Source organism: Streptomyces boluensis, assembly GCF_009908195.1.
GTDB lineage: Bacteria > Actinomycetota > Actinomycetes > Streptomycetales > Streptomycetaceae > Streptomyces > Streptomyces boluensis.
The window spans coordinates 1-19,932 of the sequence record NZ_JAAAHS010000113.1; the positions used below are offsets into that span (position 1 = coordinate 1).

Sequence of the window (19,932 nt, forward strand, 5' to 3'; positions counted from 1 at the left end):
ACACAGGGCCGCGGCGACAGCGCGTCGGGGGCCGTGCGGGCGGCGGGCACGACGGTGGGGTGCGGTGGTTCGTCCGCCGACTCCTGTTCCCTGGGCGGCCGTTCGGGCCCGAACGTGCTGGGCGCCGGCCCCCGCCCGGCCGACTCCGCCGGGGGTTCCCAGGGCGCGCGCGGCGGTACGTACGGGGCTGCCGCTTCCCCGGCAGTTCGACGGGTGGGCGGTGCCGTGGCGCCGACCGCGTCCGCCGCCGAGGCGAACCGGTCGTCCAAGGTGTCAGGGGCCGGTCCTGGCCCGGTGTCCTCGGTGGGCGCGTCGTACAACTGGCCCCACCAGTCGTCCTCCTGGCCGGAGTTGCCGCTGCGCCTGTCCCCCTGCTGGCTCATGCCCCTCATTGTCCACGGGACGGGCCGCCCGAAAACGGGGCATCCGGAAAATACAGCCGCCCAGGAAGCCGATCCGACGCTGCGGGCGAACTCGCGCGGCGCCGGGGCACATACGTACGAGATGGGTCCGCCGGGCGACCCCACCCCCCACGGGAAGGACACCCGGCGGACCGGTCGGGTGGCCGCGCGCGGTGCGCGGGCGAGTGCCGGGGAGGGCCGGATCCGCCCCCTGTTCCCGGATCCGGCCCGGCGCCGCCGTATCGCGTCCGATACCGCCGGATCCCTTCGGATACGCGCACCCCGTCGGATACGGCGCATCCCGTCGGGATACCTCCTGGCCTGCGGCTTCTCGGAGTGGTCTACTCCTGCAGCCGGTGGCGACACCTTGGCAGAGTGGCGGGTGGTGCGGGGATGATGTTGCGCGGCGGGTTTGCGCCGTGGCCGGTTTCCGCCAGGCCGCGGGGTTTCCTGCGGGCGCGGGGCGGGGGCCTCGCAGGACGCGGCGGACGAACGGGAGGGGCAGCGGCCCATGTTGGGTGCCATAGGTCTGGACGAGGTGCAGGAGTCGGCGTACCGGGCGCTCGTGGCGCTCGGCGCCGCCGATGTGGCCGACCTCGCCGCCCGGACCGGGCTCGGCGAACCGGACACCGAGCGTGCCGTGCGCCGGCTCGAACAGCAGGGGCTCGCCGCGCGGTCGTCCGCGCGCCCCGGCCGCTGGGTGGCGGCCCCGCCAGGGGTGGCGCTCGGCGCGCTCCTCACCCAGCAGCGGCACGAGCTGGAACAGGCCGAGCTGGCGGCCGTCGTCCTCGCCGAGGAGTACCGCGCGCAGGCCGCCGAGCCCGCCGCGCACGACCTGGTCGAGGTGGTGACCGGCGCGGGCGCGGTGGCGCAGCGCTTCCTGCAGCTGCAGTTGGGCGCGAGCCACGAGGTGTGCGCGCTCGTGACGGGGCGGCCGACGGTCGTGTCCGGCTCTGACAACGATGCCGAGGAGCAGGCCGCCGGGCGCGGGGTCCGCTACCGCGTGGTGGTGGAGCGGGACGTGCTGTCCCTGCCGGACGCGCTCACCGAGATGTCGGCCGCGCTCCGCCGCGACGAGCAGATCCGGCTCGTGGACCGGGTGCCGACGAAGCTGGTGATCGCGGACCGGCAGCTGGCGATGGTCCCGTTGACGTCGAACGGCGGCGAACCGGCCGCGCTCGTGGTGCACGCCAGCGGCCTCCTCGAATCGCTCGCCGGGCTTTTCGACGCGGTGTGGCGGCAGGCGCTGCCGCTGCGGCTCGGTGAGGGCAACGCCGTCACGGAGAGCGCGGCGGCCGCCCCGGACGGCACGGACCTGGAGATCCTCTCCCTGCTCCTCGCCGGCCTGACCGACGCGAGCGTCGCCAAACAGCTCGATCTCGGCCTGCGCACGGTGCAGCGCCGCGTCAAGGGCCTGATGGAACTCGCGGGCGTCTCGACCCGCCTCCAGCTGGGCTGGCACGCGTTCGAGCGCGGGTGGGTGGCGCGGTAGCGGCGCGCATACGACGGGCCGCGCGTGCGACGGGCCGCGCCCCGAACCCCGTACTCACGCGGCCCCCGCCCTCCTGACCTGCGAGGGCGTGCGGGGTCCTGCACTCTGGGCAGATGGGCGTGTGGGAGCTCCTGCTGGTCGGCGCGGTGCTGCTGCTCGGTCTGTGCGGGGTGCTGATCCCCGGCGTTCCCGGTGCGTTTCTCGTCTGGGGCGCCGTGGCCTGGTGGGCCTTGCAGGACCAGTCGGGGGCGGCCTGGGTCGTCCTCGTCGGGGCCACCGCCGTACTGCTGCTGCAACAGGCGCTGCGCTGGCGGCTGCCGCCGCGCCGGATCCGCGGGGTGGGCATCACGCGCCGGATGGTGGTCTGCGGCGGGGTCGGCGCGCTCCTCGGCTTCGTCCTGGTGCCGGTCGTCGGTTCGGTGCCGGGCTTCATCGGCGGCGTCTACGGCTCGGAACGGCTCCGGCTCGGCGGCCACGGCGCGGCCGCCGCGTCCACCCGCGCCTTCATGCGGGCGATGGGCACGAGCCTCCTGGTGGAACTCTTCGCCTGCCTGCTGATCGTGGGGGCCTGGCTGGGGGTGCTGATCTGGGGCTGAGCTTCAGTGGGCGGTGTGCCTTCAGTGGGCGGTGTGCGGCGACTACAGCGCGCCCTCGAGCCCCAGCAGGAACCGCTTCCGCTCCAGGCCGCCCGCGTACCCCGTGAGGGAACCGTCCGCGCCGATCACGCGGTGGCAGGGACGGACGATCAGCAGCGGGTTGGCGCCGATCGCGCCGCCGACCGCGCGGACCGCTGCACGGCTTGCGCCGATCCGGGCGGCGAGTTCGCCGTAGCTGGTGGTGCCGCCGTACGGCACGTCGTCGAGGGCCGCCCAGACGCGCTCCCTGAACTCGGTGCCCGCGGTGCGGAACGTCAGGTCGAACTCCTTCAACTCCCCCGCGAAGTACGCCCGTAGCTGCGCCGTGGCCTCGGTGAACGCGGCCGGGTCGCGGTGCCATTCGGGCCGTACGGTGCGGCCGCCCTTCTGGCCGGGCACGGAGAGCGAGCCGAGCGCGCCGGAGCCGTCCCCGGTCAGCAGCAGCTCGCCGAGCGGGCTGTCGAGGTGGGTGTAGTACGTGGTCACGGGTGCTCCAGGTCGGTCGGGGCGTGCTGGTTCCAGAGGTGTTGCTGCGCGTACGACCGCCAGGGCCGCCAGGTGTCCCGCACCGGCTCGCCCGGCACCGCCACGTCGGGGTCGCCGAGGGCGCGCATGCGGATGTACGCGGCGGTGCGCGCGGTCAGGCCCGGCACGGCGCGCAGCGCCTGTTCGGCGTCGTCGCGGTCGGCGCCCGGGTCGAGACGTACGGACCCGTCGGCGAGCGCCGCCGCGACCGGCAGGTGCTCGGCGAGCGCCTTCGGCTCGGGGAAGACATGGGTGAGCGCGCCGCACGGCACGTCGAGCGGCTGCCCGTACGCGGCGACGAGCCGCTCGGCCTCGGCGCGGCCGACGACCGCGCGTACGGCGAGTTCCTCGGCGTCGGCGGCGCCCGGCGAGCGCAGTCCGGGGCGGGCGGCGACGAGCGCGGCGAGTCCGGGCAGGTCACCGAGGCGCTCGTCGACGGCCTGCGGGTCGGCGTCCAGGTCGAAAAGCCGGCGCAGCCGCTGCACGGCCGCGGTCAGGTCGCGCAGGTCGGTGAGGTGCAGCCGGGCGTCGAGCCAGGGCCCGGCCGCCGCCTCGTCGACGGCGGCGATCCCGGAGCCGTGCGGCAGCCGCAGGGTGCGCCGGTACGTGCGGGTCCCCGGCGCCCCGGCGACCTCCTCGATCCCGGCGACGGCACCGGCGGCGAGCCGGTCGAAGATCGCGGGGCGGTGGTACGGGCCGCGGTACGCGAGCCGGAGCGGCACGCCTGCGATCAGTGCTGCGCCGGGCGCGGGCGTGGGTGGGGGCGTCGGCGTCGGTGCGGGCAGCCGGGTGCCGGACTCGGTACGCAGGGTGCTCGGCGTGCGGGCGTAGATCTGCCGGATGGTGTCGTTGAACTGCCGCACGCTCGCGAAGCCCGCGGCGAACGCGATGTCGGTGACGGGCAGCCGGGTGGTCTGGAGCAGGAGTCGCGCGGTGTGCGCGCGCTGCGCGCGGGCGAGGGCGACGGGTCCGGCGCCGACCTCGGCGGTGAGCTGCCGCTGCACCTGCCGGGCGCTGTAGCCGAGGCGCAGCGCGAGGCCGGGGACGCCCTCGCGGTCCACGACGCCGTCGCCGATCATGCGCATGGCGCGGCCCACGACATCGGCCCGTACGTTCCACTCGGCGGAGCCGGGGACCGCGTCGGGGCGGCAGCGGCGGCAGGCGCGGAAGCCGTTGCCCTGGGCCGCGGCCGCCGTCGGGTAGAAGCGCACGTTCTTCCGCTTCGGGGTGACGGCGGGGCAGCTGGGGCGGCAGTAGATGCCGGTGGTCTCGACGGCGAAGAAGAACTCTCCGTCGAAGCGGGCATCGCGGCTGCGCACCGCCTCGTAGCCGGTCTCTTCATCGATCACGGGATCCAGTGTGCGCTTCCGGTTGCGCCGGGTCTGGCGGAAATCGGACACGGGCCTCTCTCGACGACGCGGGCGGTCGTGCCGGGCGGTCGGGGCCCCGGCCTCCGTCGTAAAGGTGGGGCAAAGTAACCTCGGCTCCCTGTGAGGTCTCTGTCGCCCAGCGCCGGGCCCCACCAGTGAGAACAGTCTTTGCCCGCCTTTGTCCGTCGTGCCAGAACAGGACCTGCCATGTCTGCTTCCGTCCGCCCCCAGCGGCGTCGTCTCGCCGCCGTCTGCGCGGGAACCGCCCTGCTCGCCCTCTCCGCCACCGCCTGCGGCTTCGAGGACAGCGCGGCCGTGGGTGTCGTGACGCACACGTCCCAGACCGCCACGTCCGAGGGCGCGGCCGGTCACGGCGAGGAGGCCCCCGAGGAGGCCGGTCACGGCGAGGAGGCCGCTGAGGAGGCCGGTCACGGCGAGGAAGCGGCCGAGGGTGGCGCCGAGGGTGCCGGTCACGGCGAGGCGGCCGAGGCCGAGGGCACGACGGTGACGAACCCGCGCCTCAAGGGCTGCCACACCTTGAAGGGCGGCGCCCACAAGGTCGAGAACGGCACGTGGACGGACATGGTCGTGTACGTCGGCGGCGACTGCACCGGCGACTCGAAGTACCTCGGCAGCAAGCGCGTCGGCGACCTGCCGCCGCAGGCCGAGGCCTGGAACAGCTACCGCTTCGTGCAGTAGTCACACGCGCGAAGGCGTACGACAACGTACGGAAACGGGCCCGTCGGCCAGGCCGCCACAGCCGGCCGACGAGCCCTCCCCCGGTGCCCGGCCAGGCACCGGCCCCTCGGGTGCGGGTTTCGCGCCCCGCACCCGAAAGCTCGGTCCGTACCGCGTCGGCCCGTACGGCGTCGGTCCGTACGGAGTCAGTCCGTACGACATCGGTCCGTACGGCGGTGCCGTCAGTGCAGGCGGCCCCGCTTGGCGTCCATCGCCGCCCGGCCCTGCGCCTGCTTGACCCGCCACTCGCGGCGGATCTCGCCCCGCGTCCGGGCGTCGGTCTTGGCGACGATCCGCCGGTTCTCGCGCAGCAGCTTGCGGTAGCTCTGCAGCCGCCGTTCGGCGAGCGTGCCGTCCTCCAGCGCGGCGAGCACAGCGCAGCCCGGTTCGGCCTCGTGCGCGCAGTCCTGGAAGCGGCACTCGGCGGCGAACTCCTCGATCTCCGCGAAGACTTGGCCGACACCGGTCTCCGCGTCCCAGAGCCCCACGCCGCGCAGCCCCGGCGTATCGATGAGCACTCCGCCGCCGGGCAGCACGAGCAGGTTGCGGGTGGTCGTGGTGTGCCGGCCCTTGCCGTCGACGTCACGGGCGCTCTGTACGTCCATGACGTCCTCGCCGAGCAGGGCGTTGGCGAGCGTCGACTTACCGGCCCCGGACTGCCCGAGCAGCACACTCGTACCGCCCGCGACGAGCGCCTGGAGCACATCGGTGCCCTCGCCCGCGGTGGCGCTGACAGGCAGCACCTGGACGCCCGGCGAGGCGGCTTCGACATCGGCGACGAGGTGCCCGCGGGTGGCGGGGTCCGGCACCAGGTCGGCCTTGGTGAGGACGACGACGGGCTGGGCGCCGGACTCCCAGGCGAGCGCGAGGAACCGTTCGATCCGGCCCAGGTCGAGCTCGACGGCGAGGGAGATGGCGATCAGCGCGTGGTCGACGTTGGCGGCGAGGATCTGTCCCTCGGACCGCTTGGAGGAGGTGTTGCGCAGGAACGCCGTACGCCGCGTCACCAGCGTGCGGACGTACCTCGGGTCACCGTCCGGATCGACGGCCACCCAGTCACCGGTGCACACGACCTTGGCGGGGTCACGCGGCACGACGAACTCGGTGTCGGCCCGGATCGTGCCGTCCACGGTGACGACATCACACTGGCCGCGGTCGACCCGCAACACCCGCCCGGGGACGAGCCCTTGATCGGCGTACGGGGCGAACTCGGCGTCCCAGCCCGCGTCCCAGCCATACGGGGACAACGGGTGCGAGGACGGCGAGAGCGAAGAAAGCGAAGAAGACAAGGGGAACCCTTCACAGGGCGGCCCCGGCTGCGCACGAACGGTGCGGTGTCAGAGGGTCGTTCAGCCGGTGACCACAGAGGCGGAATCGATGAACTCCTGAACGCGGGCAACGCCCGCCGCAGCGACAGTCATCAGTCACACCTCCCGGCACACACAGCTGGCAAGAGCCGTCTGGAACGGCCCTTCGGAACAGGCCCCAAGATAGGCGGGCGGCCTGGCCGGACGCCAACGATTTTTCGCGCCTCGCCTGTCACGCGGCTCACGCCCCGGCCGGCATCAAGGGCCGTTGTGGACAGGGCTGACCCAGCTCACCAAGGCGCCCGGATCCTCCGCGCGCAAGACGCGCACCGCCTCGTGAAGGGCGTGCGCGGGATCCCGGACGACGCCACGCCTGTACGCCTCCTCGGCCAGGCGGCACGCGAAGTCGTCGCCGAGCGGCCACAGAGCGGCGAGAACATGCCGGTACCCGGCCAGTTGGAAAGCAGACGCGATGTGCACCGACTCGTCGACGAGGGCCACGCCGCTCTGCGCGGTGGAGCAGGCGGAAAGGTAGGCCAGCTGCCCGCTCGCTCTGCCGTGGCCCGCGAGCTGGGCGACCGTGAGGGTCGCGCCGTCGGCGAGCACCAGGTGGCTTCCCGACGGATCGCGGAGATCCGAGACGGCGTGCGACGCGATATGGACGAACGACGCGTCGGCCAGGGCGGCTGTGACGCCCTCGGGTGTGGCCCGCGTGCCGTCGAGCCTGAGTACCGTCCCGGGCAGTGCCGCCACCGCGGCCGCCGCCTCCCGTTCGGTGGCGGTGAGCGCGGGCAGCCCCGGCGGGTCCGGCACCGCGACCACCACCGCACGCCCCGGCGCCGCATGCGGGCGCTCCCGGGCATGGCGCAGAGCGTGCAGCGTCGGCGTGTAGGAGGACACCACGCGGTCGAGCACACTGCGCCGTTCGCCGTGCCTGCCGGCCGCGTGGACGGGCAGGAACGACAGCAGGCCGGTGGGCATCCACCACACGCGCGGCCACGCCCCCTCCTCCCCGCCCGCGGGAGGGTCGCCGACCAGGCCGAGCTCGGTGAGTCTGGTGAGCACGGGTTCGGCGACGGTGTCCCACAGCCAGGCCAGAGCCTCGCTGACCTGCTCCATCGCCGTGATGCGTGCCGCGTAGGAGGCGTCCGGCGCGTTCGAGCCCGCCACCGCGGCCAGCGACTGCGCCGTCAGGTCCTGCAGTCGCGGGAGGTCGAGGCCGTCGAGCGGCTGGGCGTGTACGCCCTCAGCGGTCAGGATCAGCGCGCAGCAGCCGTACGGGCTCGTGTTCAGCGCGACCACCGGCCCCTGTGCGGCAAGCGGCGACAGGTCCTCGATCCGCGGCGGCAGCAGAAAGTCCGCGAAGCCCGGCAACTGCCGGATCGTTTCGATGAGTTCGTCGCACTCACGGGCCACCCGGTCGAGGCGGTCCGCAGCGGTCTGGTGCGGCAGCGCGTCCGCCGGCGGGAAACCCGGCTCTGTGGACGAGTTCGGCGCGGCGTCCAGTGAGGTGCGCAGTTCAAGGAAGCGACGGGCCAAGTCCGGGTGCTTGTCGTCGAGTTCGGCCAGGCCCGCGATGCCGCCGCGGGTCTCCAACGCGCGCGCGTGCAGGATTCCCCGCCCCTGCTCAAGGAGTTGCAGGGCCAGCTCCGGGTTTCCGCAGCGCACGGCGCAGGCCGCCGCGTCGGAGCCGATGCCACGGAACGCGGCCAGCTGGAACTCCTGGTCCGTGCGTGCGATCCCCCGCGCCCCCGCCAGCGGCAGCAGTTCAAGGGCCGCGGAGAACCCCTCCAGCGCCGTGGCCCAGTCCCCGTCGGCCGCAGCTGTCCTGCCCCCCCAACGGGCCGCTTCGCAGCGGAGGTTCGCCGGTCCCGTTCTCATTGCGGCCACAGTCCGGTACGTATCCACCGCCCTGCCGCGCTCCGCGCTCGGCCCCGTGGCCCACAGATGCCCGAAGTTGAGCAGGATGCCGGCACGCTGGGAATGATCGGGCGGCAGGGTGTCGAGGGCCTGAGCCAAGGTGGCGCGGGCTTCGGCGAGGTCGCCCTCGTCGCCGGTGTGCTGGAACCGCTCATGCAGTGCCTGGGCCGCGACCAGGCGCACATGGTGCGCCCGCGGGTACCCGGCCGGCAAGGTCGCCAGCGCCTTCCGGCCGAGCGAAACCGCCTCCGCCAGGTCTCCGGAGCGGTCACCGTGGCGGGACCGCATCATGAGCCCGGCCGCCAATTCGGCCATGCATGGGGCGTGTTCGAGATGGTCGGCGGGCATCGCGTCGAGCGCGCCGCGCAGCGCGTCCACCGCAGAGTCGGCGTCCGCGAAGGCGTGGGTGCGCTGGGCCCGCTGGATCCGGGCCGTGCCCAGGTCGCGCAGGACGAGATGCCGTTCCGCGGTGGGCCCGGCGCCCTCCACCGCGGCTCCCTCCAGAGCCGCGATGGCTTCGTCGAGGTCGGACAGCCTGCCGTTGTGCTCGAAGCGCTGGCGCAGCGGACCCGCGAGATTGAACAGGCGGCGCCCGCGTTCCAGCCGGTCGGTGAGGCTGGGCCGTGGCACGGAGGGTTCGCCACTGACGCCCTCTCCCGCTCCTGACACCGGCGTCGGCTCTGTGAAGGCGACCGCTTCCCGATGTGCCTGGATCGCCTCATCTAGATCGGCGATGGCGCCGCTGACGTGGTAGCGGAAGGCAAGGACGAGGCCGTGGTCGGAATGGATGCCGGGGCGCGAGGGGTCGCCGTCGGGCAGCTGCGCGAGCGCCGAGCCCAGCAGTTCGACGGCCTCGTTCAAGTCGGATACGGAACCGGTCACTTCGTACCGGGAGCACAGTGTCAGGCCGAGTGCGGACCACAGCCCGGGGTGGCTCTTGCTGCCGGGCGGTGTACCGGCCAGCGCGGTGCGGTGGGCACGCACCGCCGCGTCCGCATCCGCCGGATCCCCTGTGTGCTCACAGCGCAGCCGCAGTACCTGGCCGTACAGGGCCCAGGCCAGCACCCGGAGGGTGCCGGGGTCCGGTACACCGGCGTCGTCGTGCGGTCCGTCGTCGATGGCCTCGCTGTCGCCGCTCCCCAGAGATTCGACGGCCGCGCGCAGGGACGCGGCCGCCCGGTCCAGATGCACACGGTCGCCTGTCCTCTCGTAGAGCTTGAGGTGGGCGTCCGCCACGGGCTCGATGAAGGCGCGCCACACGGCGCCCGTACCCGCGTCCGTGCTCCGCTGGATGTCGTCGTGCAGCGTGACTTGCTCGTCGAGCAGTTCCGGGTCGCCCGTCAGGTGATAGGCGGCCACCAGGGCCCGCGCGAGCGTTCCGGCGTGCGTGCGGTAGTACGGGGCGGACGGAGGAAGCTCGGGGACGGCGGAGCGCAGCGCGTCGAGCGCCATGTCCAGCACGTCCGGGTCGCCTTGCCACCCGTGCTGCCCGCCGTCCTCGGCCGTATAGGCGGCGTAGAGCGCGTCGCCGAGCCGCGCGAGCCGGGCAGGCCTGAGCGGTGCCCCGAGCGGGGTGGCCCTGACGGCGTCCACCTGCAGCGCGACGGCCTCCTGGACATCGGCCGCGTCCCCGTACCTTCGATGCCGTTCGAGCAGTGCCGAGGCGAGATTGCTAGTACGCGCGGCCCAGTTGGGGCCGCCCGTGGGCGTGACCTCGACAACCCGCCGGTACGCGCTGACCGCCTCGTCCGCGTCCTCGCTTCGGCCACTGGCGCGATAGCGGTGCACCAGCACTTCCGCGAGGGAGGAGAGCGCGAGGTGCCCGTACTCCGCGTCAGCGGCAGTGCCTGCCACCGGTTCCAGTGCCCGAACGGCCTCGTCCAGGACACCGCGGTCTCCCGCGTGCACGTACCGCGCGCACATGGCGGTTCCGGTCTTGGCGGCGAGCATCACGCGCGCGTACTCATGACCGTCGTCGATCTCCGCAGCCCGGCGCATGGCCGCCAAGGACGCGTCACTGTCCTCGATCCGCCCCGTGAGCTGATGGCGGCGCGAGAGGGTGTCGCTCAACGTGACGAGCGCGAGGCTGCGGAACTCCCAGTCGGCCGGAGCCACGTCGGCCAGGGCACCGAGGGACTGGATCGCGCGGTCGAGGAAACCAGGGACACCACTGGCTCCTGGCTCCTCCAACGCTCCGAGGAGCGACCGCAAGAACCCCGTCGCGTCCTGTTCGTGCAGCGGGAGCAGAGGCCCCTCGCCGTCCTCGAACGCCTGAAATCGCCGCACCGCACGCCGCCGGTCACTCATCTCCACGACCGCACCCCCGCTCGATCGACCACGCACCCGGCACTCGGCACTCGGCACTCGGCACTCGGCTCACCGGTCACCGTCCGTGGCTCCATGGGTCAACTACCCTTTCATCATTGACTCTTGATCGCTGACTCCTCATCGCCGACTCCTCACCGGGGCAGAGGACTCAGGTCTCGGACGGAGGGGCGGAATGGACAATCCCGCTGCGGTCGCATGGCTCTGCGAGGCGTTGCCGTTGCTGCGCGACAGGGCCTCAGCCGAAGGTCTGGGCGGCGAGCTCGCAGAGGTGGCCGAACAGGCGCGGAACGGTGCCGATATCGCCGAGCGCCTGGACGCACTGCGCCGTCGCCTCGGCCTCCCGGCCCCGGGCCCGGCCCGCTCCGGGGACGTACCGCCCGTCGCCGCGCCCTCGGTCGGCATCGTGGCGGTCCCCGGGATCGGCGGAGGGCACCCCGTGGCAGATGTTCTCCGCTGCCCGGCCCGAGCCTGCGCGCGTGCGTGGGTACGACGCTCCGGCGCCCGTACCCCTCAGTGCCTGCTCCACGGGCAGGATCTGCTGGACGCGGTCTGAATCCGTGAACACCTTTCTGCAGGAGGCGAGCAAGCGACTGGCCGACCGGTGGCTGACCCTGCTCGTGCTGCCGGGCCTGCTGTGGTGCGGTGCGGCCGTGGCTGCCCTTGCCCTCGGCCACGTCCACGCCTTCGATCCGGCTCATCTCGTCGCCACGGTGGAGTCCCACGCCCGGCGGCTGCAGCAGGCGGGAACGGTGGCGACGGTCGCCGCACTGTTCGGCCTCGCCCTCACGGCCTCGGCTGTCGGGCTTGCCGTACGACCGGCCGGCGCTGTCATCGAGCGGTGCTGGATGGGGCAGTGGCCCCGCTTGTTCGCCCGGCCCGCACACGGCCTGACGCTCCGCAGGCGGCGCGCGTGGCTCCACGCGAGCGAGGCGTACGAACAGGCCGTCCTCGGCCCGGAGCCGGACGAGGCCCGCCTGGAGGAACTGGCCCTGCGCAGAAACCGCGTGAGCCTGGCCACCCCTGCCCGGCCCACGTGGATGGGCGACCGCATGGCGGCCGTCGACGCCCGAGTGCTCGCCCACTACCGGCTCGACCTGGTCTCGGCGTGGCCCCGCTTGTGGCTGCTCCTCGACGACTCCTCCCGTGCCGAACTACGCCACGCACGCGGCGAGTTCGACGCGGCCGCCCGGCTCGGCGGATGGAGCGTGCTGTACCTCGTGCTCGCCGTGGCGTGGTGGCCCGCGGCGGTGGTGTCCACGGTGTGCATGCTGAGCGGCTGGGTGCGCGCCCGCGCCGCTGTCGCCGCGCTCGCGGACCTCGTGGAGGCAACGGTCGACCTGCACGGCTCCGAACTGGCGACAGCGCTCGGACTCACCGACACCCCCCGAAGCCTGACGCCGGAGCTGGGCCTCGCGATCACCCGCAGGACACGCAAGGGGGCCTGACGCGTGGAGGCCATGTCAGCACGAGCACTGCGGGCCCGGCTCGCGGGTGCGGCACGCGTTGAGTGGTTCCCGCTGGACGTCGAGCACGCCTGCCGCCGGTACGCCGACGCCGGATACGACGTCAGCGTATGGCTGCGTGAACATCTGGACACGTATGGGGAGTTGACAGTCGTCTGGCCCTTCCGGGCAGGCGAGGCGTCGCTCACGGTCGCGGTCGAAGAGGCGCTGGGCGTTCGGGGCGAAGCGTCCGCGTCTACGGCAGGCGACTGGGGCTGCACGTTGTTCCGCTGGGGGTCGCCTTCTCCACCGAGGAGGCTGTCCTCCTGGCCGAGAACGGCGACATCTTCTTCGGCGGGGACGCCGGTATGCAACGTGTGGCGCACGGGCTGGACACGGCCGTCGAGGCGCTCGTCACGGACGACTGGGACAAGACCTTCTTCTGAGGCCCAGCCGTGGCGAGTCGTGACCAGCCACGACCAGTCGCCAACAACCCTTGTTTGTATACAAACTGGCGCTTCCGGACGTCCGGTGCGACTCACTCCGCAGGCCACACACCCCCAACCCCGGGCCCTCTCTCTACAAATCGTTGACCGCACCGCCCCGTCGGTTCGGACGAACGCGGAGGGCCGGACCGACGAACCCATTCTGACGCCGGAGGAGGCGAAGGCCGGGCGGTACGAACTCCTCTTCCACGTCGACGAGTACTACGCGGGGCTCCCGGGCGAGCTGCCGGACCCGGCGTTCATCGACCAGGTCCCCGTCCGCTTCACGGTGTTCGACGTGACGCAGCACTTCCACGTGCCGATGATCTGCACGCCGTGGAACTGCACTACGTACAGGGGCAGTTGAGCGGCACGCCGCTGACGCGGGTGCGCGGGCCCGCCCGGAACCACCGGGCCGGTCCGCGCATCCACGCATCCGCGCCGGGCTTCACCAGGGCGTCACGTTGTGGCCCGTCACCGCCTCCCACACCGCCGACAGCGCGTACTTCGTACGGTCGTTGAAGTCGTCGGCGGGCAGTTGCGGCAACAGGTCGAGGACCGCCGAGATGTGGCCGCACCGGGCGGCCCGGCCGATCAGGTCGCAGGTCGGTGACTGGCGTTTGGCGCGCGGGATTTTGAGGAGTTCGGCGTGCTCCTCGGCCAGCGCCGCGATGTCCGCCTCCGTCGGAGTGGCGGGACGAGGAGCGGGGTCGGTACCGGCTGCGAGCGCCGCGGCGTTGGTCCGCGCCCGTTCGTACTCCTCCTCCGGTATGTGCCAGGAGCCGGCGAGCCAGGAGTGGAGCTCGTCGGGGCGGCCGAGGTCGGCCAGGGCCTTGATCAGGGTCGACGGGCGGTCGAACCCCGGCGGCACCCGGGCTTCGAGGAAGTCACCGGCCATGTCGATCCGGCCCGTGCGCAGCAGATAGTGCATCCACGACTCGGTATCCATGACGATGCGGCCGTCGGTCTCGGCGCTGTCGGTCTCGCCGTCGCCCGGCGCCCACAGCGCTCGCGCCTCGTCCTCCCGGCCGCACTCGGTGAGCGCCCAGATGATCACGAGCCGCTCGGTCCAGCCGCCGTTCCCCGGCAGGATCGCTTCCTTGGCGCGCTCGAACCACCCGTCCGCGGCGGCCGCGTCCCCCAGGGCGTGGTGGGCGCCGCCGACCGACGCCGCGAGGTCGGCGAGCTGGTGCGTCTCGCCGGCGGCGGTCTCCGCGTGCGCCTCGACGTGGGCGAAGACCGTGCGGGCCTCGTCAGGGTGCCCGGCACGGGCCAGGATCATGGCGACGTCGGCCGCGGCGGCGACGCGCTGGTCCGGATCGGGCACGGTCTCGACGAGTTCCCTCGCCCCTTCGGCCTCCCCTCGGTACGCACGCAGCCGTGCCGCCTTGCGGACGTATTCGTTCACCGCGAAGTTCCAGCCGCTGTCGAGGGCCGAGGCCGACTCGCGCACCGCGGCGTACAGGTCGTCCAAGGTCGCGGTGTTCGGCGGTGGCCAGGCCTCCGCGCCCGCCGCACCGGCGGTTCCGGAAGTCCCAGTCGCCCCCGCCGCCTCGGCCGCGTCGAGCTCCTCCACGTACTCCCGTACGTAGTAGCTCATGATGTCTTCCTCGATGAGCTCGGCCGCCGTCCGGGCATCCGGGACGATCTTCAGGCCGCCCCAGCGGACCGGCCAGGCGAAGCGGCGGTCGACCGACCAGGCGAGGACGGCCTCCAGGTCCTCCCTGCGGTCGGGCGGCCCGATCACCACGCCGTCCTCGGAGGACGCGCACCAAGTGTCGTCGTCCAGGGGGAAGTTGACCGCGATCTCGTCGAAGGCGTACTCATGCTCCAGCATGCGCGGGCCCGGCGGTTCGCGCAGGAACGTGAACTCGCTCAGCACTCCGCCGGTGTCCGGGCGGTGGAAGACCACGCCGGTCCCGTCCACGACGGCCCGCACCCCGCGCGAAGCGCCCTGGCCCGGCCTGCCCTCGGGGCTGTACGCCTTCGGCAGGTCCTGCTCCGGGCCGCGTTCCGGCAGTCGTGCGATCTCCTTGGTCGTCACGTCGATCGCTATGGGGTGCTGCTTCCCGCGCCGCTTCCCGTGCTCCTCCACGTAGGAGAGGAGCTGGGTGCCGTCCTCCGACCAGCTGACGTAGCCACCGAGGTCCAACTCATTTCCAGGACCGCCCAGTTCGTCCGGCAGGGTCTCGGTGAGCAGGTACGGGTGCCCGGCCGGGGCGGAGTTGGCGAGCCAGAACAGCGCGCCCGCCTCCAGCGGGACGACACAGCCCTTGACCGCGCTCTCGGACCAGACCGATACATACGCCCGCCGCCCGTCCGGGGACAGGGACCAGGCCGGCGGCCGGCTCGCACCGTCGGTCACCGAGGCGCTGGCCAGCGGGCAGGTGTAGGTCGAGTCGTCCAGGGGGTCGAACACCCCCACCTGGTTGGTGCTGTAGGCGAGCCCGATCCGGGTGCCGTCGGCCGACCACTGGATCACGTCGTCGTAGTCGGGCCAGCCGACGCCGCCCTGGATCCGGTCGAGGACGTTCACACAGCGGCCGCTCTCCACCTCCCAGATCTGGAGCGTGCCGCCGCGGTGGTAGTCGTCTCCGACCCAGCTGCCGGTCGCCAGATAACGGCCGTCCGGGCTCAGCGCGTACGACTCGATCTCCGTGCGGTGGAAGTACGGGTGCTGGAGCCGGGTGCCGTCGAGGGCGCGTATCCGGTCGGTGGCGAAGCTGTGGGCCTCGGTGATCCCGTGTCTGCGCTCGAGTTCGAGCAGCCGGGTGCGCAGGGGCGGCAGGTCGCGGACCGAGTCGAAGGCGGACCAGTCGGCCTTCGAGAGGGCGTCGAGGAGTTCGGCCGGCTCGGCCGTGGCGGACAGTGCGTCGTGGTCGAGGAAGCGCGGCGCCTCCGCCTCCGCCTCTGCCTCTGCCTCTGCTTCCGCGCCTGCGCCCGCGCCGTCGGCGGCGCGCCGCTCGGCTTCCCTGAGCACGCCCCGCAAGGCGTGCTCGTCGTAGATCGGTATGCCGCGCATGCTCACCGGGCCGATCTTGGAGCCGGGCACGTCATGCGCCCGGTACACGACGTCCGTCCGGGCCGACACCTTGCCGGCCACCTTCGCGCCCAGCTCGTTGAACGCTGCGTTCGCAGTGGCCTGCGAGATCTTGTGAAACCGTCCCATCAATACGACGGTCTTCCCCTGTAGTTCCATATCGGCACCCTAGGGGCCACCACTGACAACACCCTGCCGCCCGGCCACCTCCAACACCCTTACGGAGTGGGCCAGTTGGCCTCACACGCCCGGCTCAGCGGGACCGCCCCGCGCCCCCGCGTGCCACCGCCGCCGAGTCCCGGCGGAACGCCCACTCCATCTTCGGCTCCATCGCGAAGCGGAACGCGCGTTGGACGGGCGGGGTGCAGAGGACGGTGATGACGGCGCCCGCGAGGAGCGTGACGCCGATCGCGCCGAGCGGCGTCTGCAGCCAGTCGGCCTCGTACCAGTCCCAGAAGCGGGAGCCCTTGGCGAGGAAGCCGTGCAGGAGGTAGCCGTAGAGGGTGCCCGCGCCGAGGGCCGTGAACCAGAGGTGGCGGCCCGGCACCCAGGCGAAGAAGCAGGCGACGAGGACCATCGAGCAGCCGAACATCGCCAGGGTCATCACTCCGCCGCTCCACGCGGGGGCGGCCAACTCCTGGGCGCTGTCCCGGCGGTAGAACCAGGCGGCGTTCATGCGCGGTGCCGCCCAGTAGGCGAAGACGAGCGCCGAGGCCATGACCGGCAGGGCGAGAAGCCGGACCTCGCGGCGGCGGACCAGTTGGAAGTGCTCGGGCTTCAGGAAGAGGCCGAGGACGAAGAACGGCAGGAACTGCAGGACGCGTTGGAGGTCCAGGTCGTCCCCGATGTCCGGCGAGACCGAGGCCAGTACGGCGATGGCCAGGGCGAGCGGTATCGGCCAACGGACGAGTTTCCACAGCGGGGTGGTGAGCCGCCAGATGAACAGGGCGCCCAGGAACCAGGTCAGGTACCACGGGTCGAGCAGGCTGATCGGATGCCCCGGATCGTCGTCCGCCCACTGCTTGAACAGCGAGTACGCGACCTCGAAGAGGACGTACGGCACGGCGATCCCGGTGACCAGGCGCTTCAGGCGGTGCGGCGCCGCGTCGAAACTGCGGGAGAAATAGCCGGAGATGATGATGAACGCCGGCATGTGGAACGTGTAGACCGCGATGTACAGCGCGGCGGCGGCGCGGCTGTCGTCGCGCAGCGGTTCCCAGGCGTGGCCCATCGCGACCAGGACGATCGCCAGGTACTTCGCGTTGTCGAAGAACGCGTCGCGCTGCTTGCCCGGCTTCGGTGCCGGGGCCGCTGTCGCGGTGGCTCTCGGTGGCGTCTCGCTCGCCGGTACTAGGCGGGCCGGGGGCAGCGGGGCCCCGGCTCGGTGGAACGTGCGCAGCGTCTCACTCATGGTTCCTCCCGGAGGGAACCTGGAGCGTCGATCCTGCGTCTTGCCTGAATTGGGGAGTGAATTCGGTGCGAGACATCACCGGCACCCTAGCGATCGGCGTCAACTCCCGTACATCCGCCGCGCATGTGGGCTTCGACACGCATGTAGAACCCACGTAAGCGCCTGCCGTGAACGAGTCGTTGAACGGCCCCCCGCGCCCCTCGCTGCGGAATGCCGCAGACTGCTGTATATGGGTCGGCGTCCCTCGACTCCGGGAGTGTGGCCGGCATGCTCGATGTCCCGCTCTGGCTGTGGGCGGTGTTCGCCACGACGGTGATCGTGTCGCTGGCGGTCGACCTGCTCGCCCACCGCACGGCGCACGTCATCGGGTTCAAGGAGGCCGCCGCCTGGAGCGGTCTGTGGGTGAGCCTCTCCCTGCTGTTCGGCGGCCTCGTCTTCCTCGTGCTCGGTACGACGGCGGGCACCGAGTACACGACCGCCTGGCTGCTTGAGAAAAGCCTGTCGGTGGACAACCTGTTCGTGTTCGCCGTGATCTTCGGCTACTTCCGGGTTCCGCGCGCCTACCAGCACCGGGTGCTGTTCTTCGGCGTGATGGGCGCCCTTGTGTTCCGCGGTGTCTTCCTCTCCCTCGGCGTGGCCGTGGTCAGCCGCTTCACCGCGGTGCTGTTCGCCTTCGCGGCGGTCCTCTTCTACAGCACGTACAAGCTGCTCAAGGACGAGGAGGACACCTTCGACCCCGGCAGGAGCTTCGCGGTACGGGCCCTGCGGAAGATCGTGCCGGTGCGGGACGAGTACGAGGGGGCGCGGTTCTTCGTCAAGGAGGCCGGGAAGCGCGTGGCCACGCCGCTACTCGCGGTGGTCGCGGCCATCGAGGCGGCCGACCTGATCTTCGCCGTCGACAGTGTGCCCGCGGTGCTGGCCGTCAGCGACGACGCGTTCGTGGTGTACACCAGCAACGCCTTCGCCATCCTCGGCCTGCGCGCCCTGTACTTCCTGCTCTCCGGGCTGCTCGACCGGTTCCACTACCTCAACGTCGGGCTCGCGGTGATCCTGTCGTTCATCGGCGTGAAGCTGATCCTCCAGGCCTCGCACAAGCTGATCAGCCCCGCCGTCCCCGAGATCCCGTCCCCGGTGAGCCTCGGGGTCATCGTCGTCATCCTGGCGACGTCGGTGTTCCTCAGCGTCCGCCGACCGCCGCCCCCCTGAGGGGGTGCTTTCTGTGCGATCCGGACTATCGTTAAAAAATGGGTAAAGAACAGCACGAGACGGGCCCGCAGGGTGAGCTGCTCTGCCCGGTCTGCAAGCAGCACGTGGACGCGGTCGTGAGACGACGGCACAAGACGCTCGGCACGTTCGTACCCGTCTGGGGACCGGGCCCGTGCCACAACACCGAGTGCCCCGAGTACCTGGAGCCACCCGAACACGCCGAGGTCCACAGGCAGCCGTGAGGTCCGCCGCCGCTCAGCGCGCCCGGTGGCGGCGCAGCGTCGCCACGCCCCGCGCCGCGAGCACCGCCGCCGAAGCGAGGGCCGCCGCGGCCGCGTAGACGACGAGGGCGGGCCACGCGTACGTCACCTGGGAGAGGGTGCCCGAGCGGTTCATCAACAGGCCGAACAGCGGGGCGAGTTGGACCAGGAAGAGAATCGGGAGCGCGTACGGGAGCAGCCGGGGCAGCACGCGCCACCACGGCTTCCCCTCGGTGCGACCGGCCCAGCGGCGGGCGCGTACCGTGCCGCGCACGCCGAGGGCCAGGGCGAGGACGGTGAAGGCGGCCAGGAACCAGTCGGCCGTCATCGAGAACGGCGCGGCCACCTCCGCCCGCCTGCCCTGGGCCAGTTCGACGAGGCCCTCGGTGAGCTGGGCCGCGTCGTCGCCGGAGATCATGCCGGTGTTGGTGACCACCGCGATGCCGATGCCGTCGGCGGGCAGCAGGGTCGCCATGGAGTTGTGGGTGAGGAGCTGGCCGTTGTGCTGGATGCGCGGGGTGCCGCCCTCCGTGCTCCGCGACCAGCCCATCGCGTACTCGGTCTCCCGGGGTGTTCCGGGCGGGGTGTGGGTGAGGTCCATGGTGCGTGCGGTGGCGATGCGCCGGCCGGTCGCCGAGAGCCCGTGGTTGTTCTGCGCGATCAGCCACTGCGAGAGGTCCGCGGCGGTGGTGACGACGCCGTGGCCACCGGCGGTGAACCAGCGCGGGTGCGAGTGGGCCACGACCGTGCCGTACGCGCGGACGTAGCCGCGGGCCCGCTCGGGCATCGCGTCGGAGCTGTCGACGGTGCTTGTGTCCCGCATACCGAGCGGCTTGAAGAGATCCGAGGCGAGCCGGTCGGCGAAAGGACGGCCGCCGACCACCTCGACCAGGCGGGCCGCGACGAAGTAATTCGGGTTGTGGTAGCGGTACTTGGTGCCCGGCGCGGTCGCGAGCGGAGCCTCCCGCATCGCCGCGACCGCCTCCTTCAGGGAGTGCGGCTGTGCGCGGGTCAGATCGGGGTACGCCGAGTCGGCCATGCCGGAGGTCTGGGTCAGCAACTGCCGCACCGTGATCTTCCGGGCGCGCGGGTCGGCCATAGTGAACTCGGGCAGGTAGCGGCGCACCGGCCGGTCCAGGTCGACCTTGCCCTCCTCGACGAGCCGCATGACGGCGAGCGCGGTCATCGCCTTGGACAGCGACGCCACCGGCACGCGGGTCCGCTCGGTCATGGCCCGGCCGGACGCGGTGTGCCCGTACCCGGCGTTGTGCACCACCCGGTCGCCCTCGGTCACCGAGACGACGGCGCCCGGCAGGCCCGTACGGTCCACGTAGTCGCGTACGAAACGGTCGATCGAGGCCCGGTCCAAGGT

Annotated in this window: 16 protein-coding genes and 1 pseudogene; 9 read left to right on the forward strand and 8 right to left on the reverse strand. The window is 72.3% G+C overall.

The genetic code is table 11. The features are described from left to right. Positions 1-383 (reverse strand): annotated as a pseudogene (locus GUY60_RS39015) (protein phosphatase 2C domain-containing protein); the annotation flags it as partial. A gap of 529 nt (positions 384-912) precedes the next feature. Between GUY60_RS39015 and GUY60_RS16465 the strand changes: the two are divergent. After that, positions 913-1,893, forward strand: a complete 981-nt coding sequence (locus GUY60_RS16465) for a helix-turn-helix domain-containing protein (protein WP_161698470.1) — start codon at positions 913-915, stop codon at positions 1,891-1,893. 113 nt (positions 1,894-2,006) lie between these two features. Further along, positions 2,007-2,489: a DUF456 domain-containing protein gene (locus tag GUY60_RS16470; protein WP_161698472.1), complete on the forward strand. Its 483-nt coding sequence runs from the start codon at positions 2,007-2,009 to the stop codon at positions 2,487-2,489. 42 nt (positions 2,490-2,531) lie between these two features. Here the strand turns inward: GUY60_RS16470 and GUY60_RS16475 are convergent, their stop codons facing one another. After that, entirely contained in the window at positions 2,532-3,014 is a 483-nt protein-coding gene (locus GUY60_RS16475; RefSeq protein WP_161698474.1) for a methylated-DNA--[protein]-cysteine S-methyltransferase, read from the reverse strand. Further along, complete coding sequence (locus GUY60_RS16480) at positions 3,011-4,399, reverse strand: DNA-3-methyladenine glycosylase 2 family protein (RefSeq protein WP_161698498.1); 1,389 nt, start codon at positions 4,397-4,399, stop codon at positions 3,011-3,013. The genes GUY60_RS16475 and GUY60_RS16480 overlap by 4 nt, the downstream gene beginning before the upstream one ends. A gap of 231 nt (positions 4,400-4,630) precedes the next feature. On the opposite strand from GUY60_RS16480, the gene GUY60_RS16485 reads away from it, so the two are divergent. After that, positions 4,631-5,122 carry a hypothetical protein gene (locus GUY60_RS16485; protein WP_161698476.1) on the forward strand — a complete coding sequence of 164 codons (492 nt, stop codon included), beginning with the start codon at positions 4,631-4,633 and terminating at the stop codon, positions 5,120-5,122. Between the two features lie 221 nt (positions 5,123-5,343). Here the strand turns inward: GUY60_RS16485 and rsgA are convergent, their stop codons facing one another. Both rsgA and GUY60_RS39945 read right to left on the reverse strand, forming a co-directional pair. After that, on the reverse strand, positions 5,344-6,450 hold the full coding sequence (gene rsgA / locus GUY60_RS16490; protein WP_161698478.1) for a ribosome small subunit-dependent GTPase A: 1,107 nt from the start codon (positions 6,448-6,450) through the stop codon (positions 5,344-5,346). Between the two features lie 276 nt (positions 6,451-6,726). Then, a complete protein-coding gene (locus GUY60_RS39945; RefSeq protein ID WP_376771247.1) occupies positions 6,727-7,587 on the reverse strand; it encodes a CHAT domain-containing protein in 861 nt (286 codons plus the stop codon). 3,301 nt (positions 7,588-10,888) lie between these two features. Here GUY60_RS39945 and GUY60_RS16500 point away from each other — a divergent pair. The 4 genes from GUY60_RS16500 (at position 10,889) to GUY60_RS39715 (ending at position 13,010) form a co-directional block, all read left to right on the forward strand. Further along, entirely contained in the window at positions 10,889-11,269 is a 381-nt protein-coding gene (locus tag GUY60_RS16500; RefSeq protein WP_161698482.1) for a hypothetical protein, read from the forward strand. 4 nt (positions 11,270-11,273) lie between these two features. After that, a complete protein-coding gene (locus GUY60_RS16505) occupies positions 11,274-12,161 on the forward strand; it encodes a hypothetical protein (protein WP_161698484.1) in 888 nt (295 codons plus the stop codon). 173 nt (positions 12,162-12,334) lie between these two features. Further along, entirely contained in the window at positions 12,335-12,604 is a 270-nt protein-coding gene (locus GUY60_RS39950; RefSeq protein ID WP_376771249.1) for an SUKH-3 domain-containing protein, read from the forward strand. Positions 12,605-12,689: 85 nt separating this feature from the next. After that, positions 12,690-13,010, forward strand: a complete 321-nt coding sequence (locus GUY60_RS39715; RefSeq protein WP_161698486.1) for a hydroxyisourate hydrolase — start codon at positions 12,690-12,692, stop codon at positions 13,008-13,010. Positions 13,011-13,091: 81 nt separating this feature from the next. Here GUY60_RS39715 and GUY60_RS16515 read toward each other — a convergent pair whose 3' ends face one another. Beyond that, a complete protein-coding gene (locus GUY60_RS16515; protein ID WP_161698488.1) occupies positions 13,092-15,812 on the reverse strand; it encodes a WD40 repeat domain-containing protein in 2,721 nt (906 codons plus the stop codon). 124 nt (positions 15,813-15,936) lie between these two features. Continuing rightward, a complete protein-coding gene (locus GUY60_RS16520; protein WP_161698490.1) occupies positions 15,937-17,094 on the reverse strand; it encodes an acyltransferase family protein in 1,158 nt (385 codons plus the stop codon). A 267-nt stretch (positions 17,095-17,361) separates the two neighbouring features. Here GUY60_RS16520 and GUY60_RS16525 point away from each other — a divergent pair, with 267 nt between their 5' ends. Continuing rightward, on the forward strand, positions 17,362-18,300 hold the full coding sequence (locus tag GUY60_RS16525; protein ID WP_161698492.1) for a TerC family protein: 939 nt from the start codon (positions 17,362-17,364) through the stop codon (positions 18,298-18,300). A 38-nt stretch (positions 18,301-18,338) separates the two neighbouring features. Next, positions 18,339-18,542, forward strand: coding sequence for a hypothetical protein (locus GUY60_RS16530; RefSeq protein WP_161698494.1), 204 nt, complete (start codon positions 18,339-18,341; stop codon positions 18,540-18,542). Between the two features lie 13 nt (positions 18,543-18,555). Here GUY60_RS16530 and GUY60_RS16535 read toward each other — a convergent pair. Then, the coding region (locus GUY60_RS16535) for a serine hydrolase domain-containing protein (RefSeq protein ID WP_161698496.1) at positions 18,556-19,932 on the reverse strand (1,377 nt) is incomplete at its 5' end.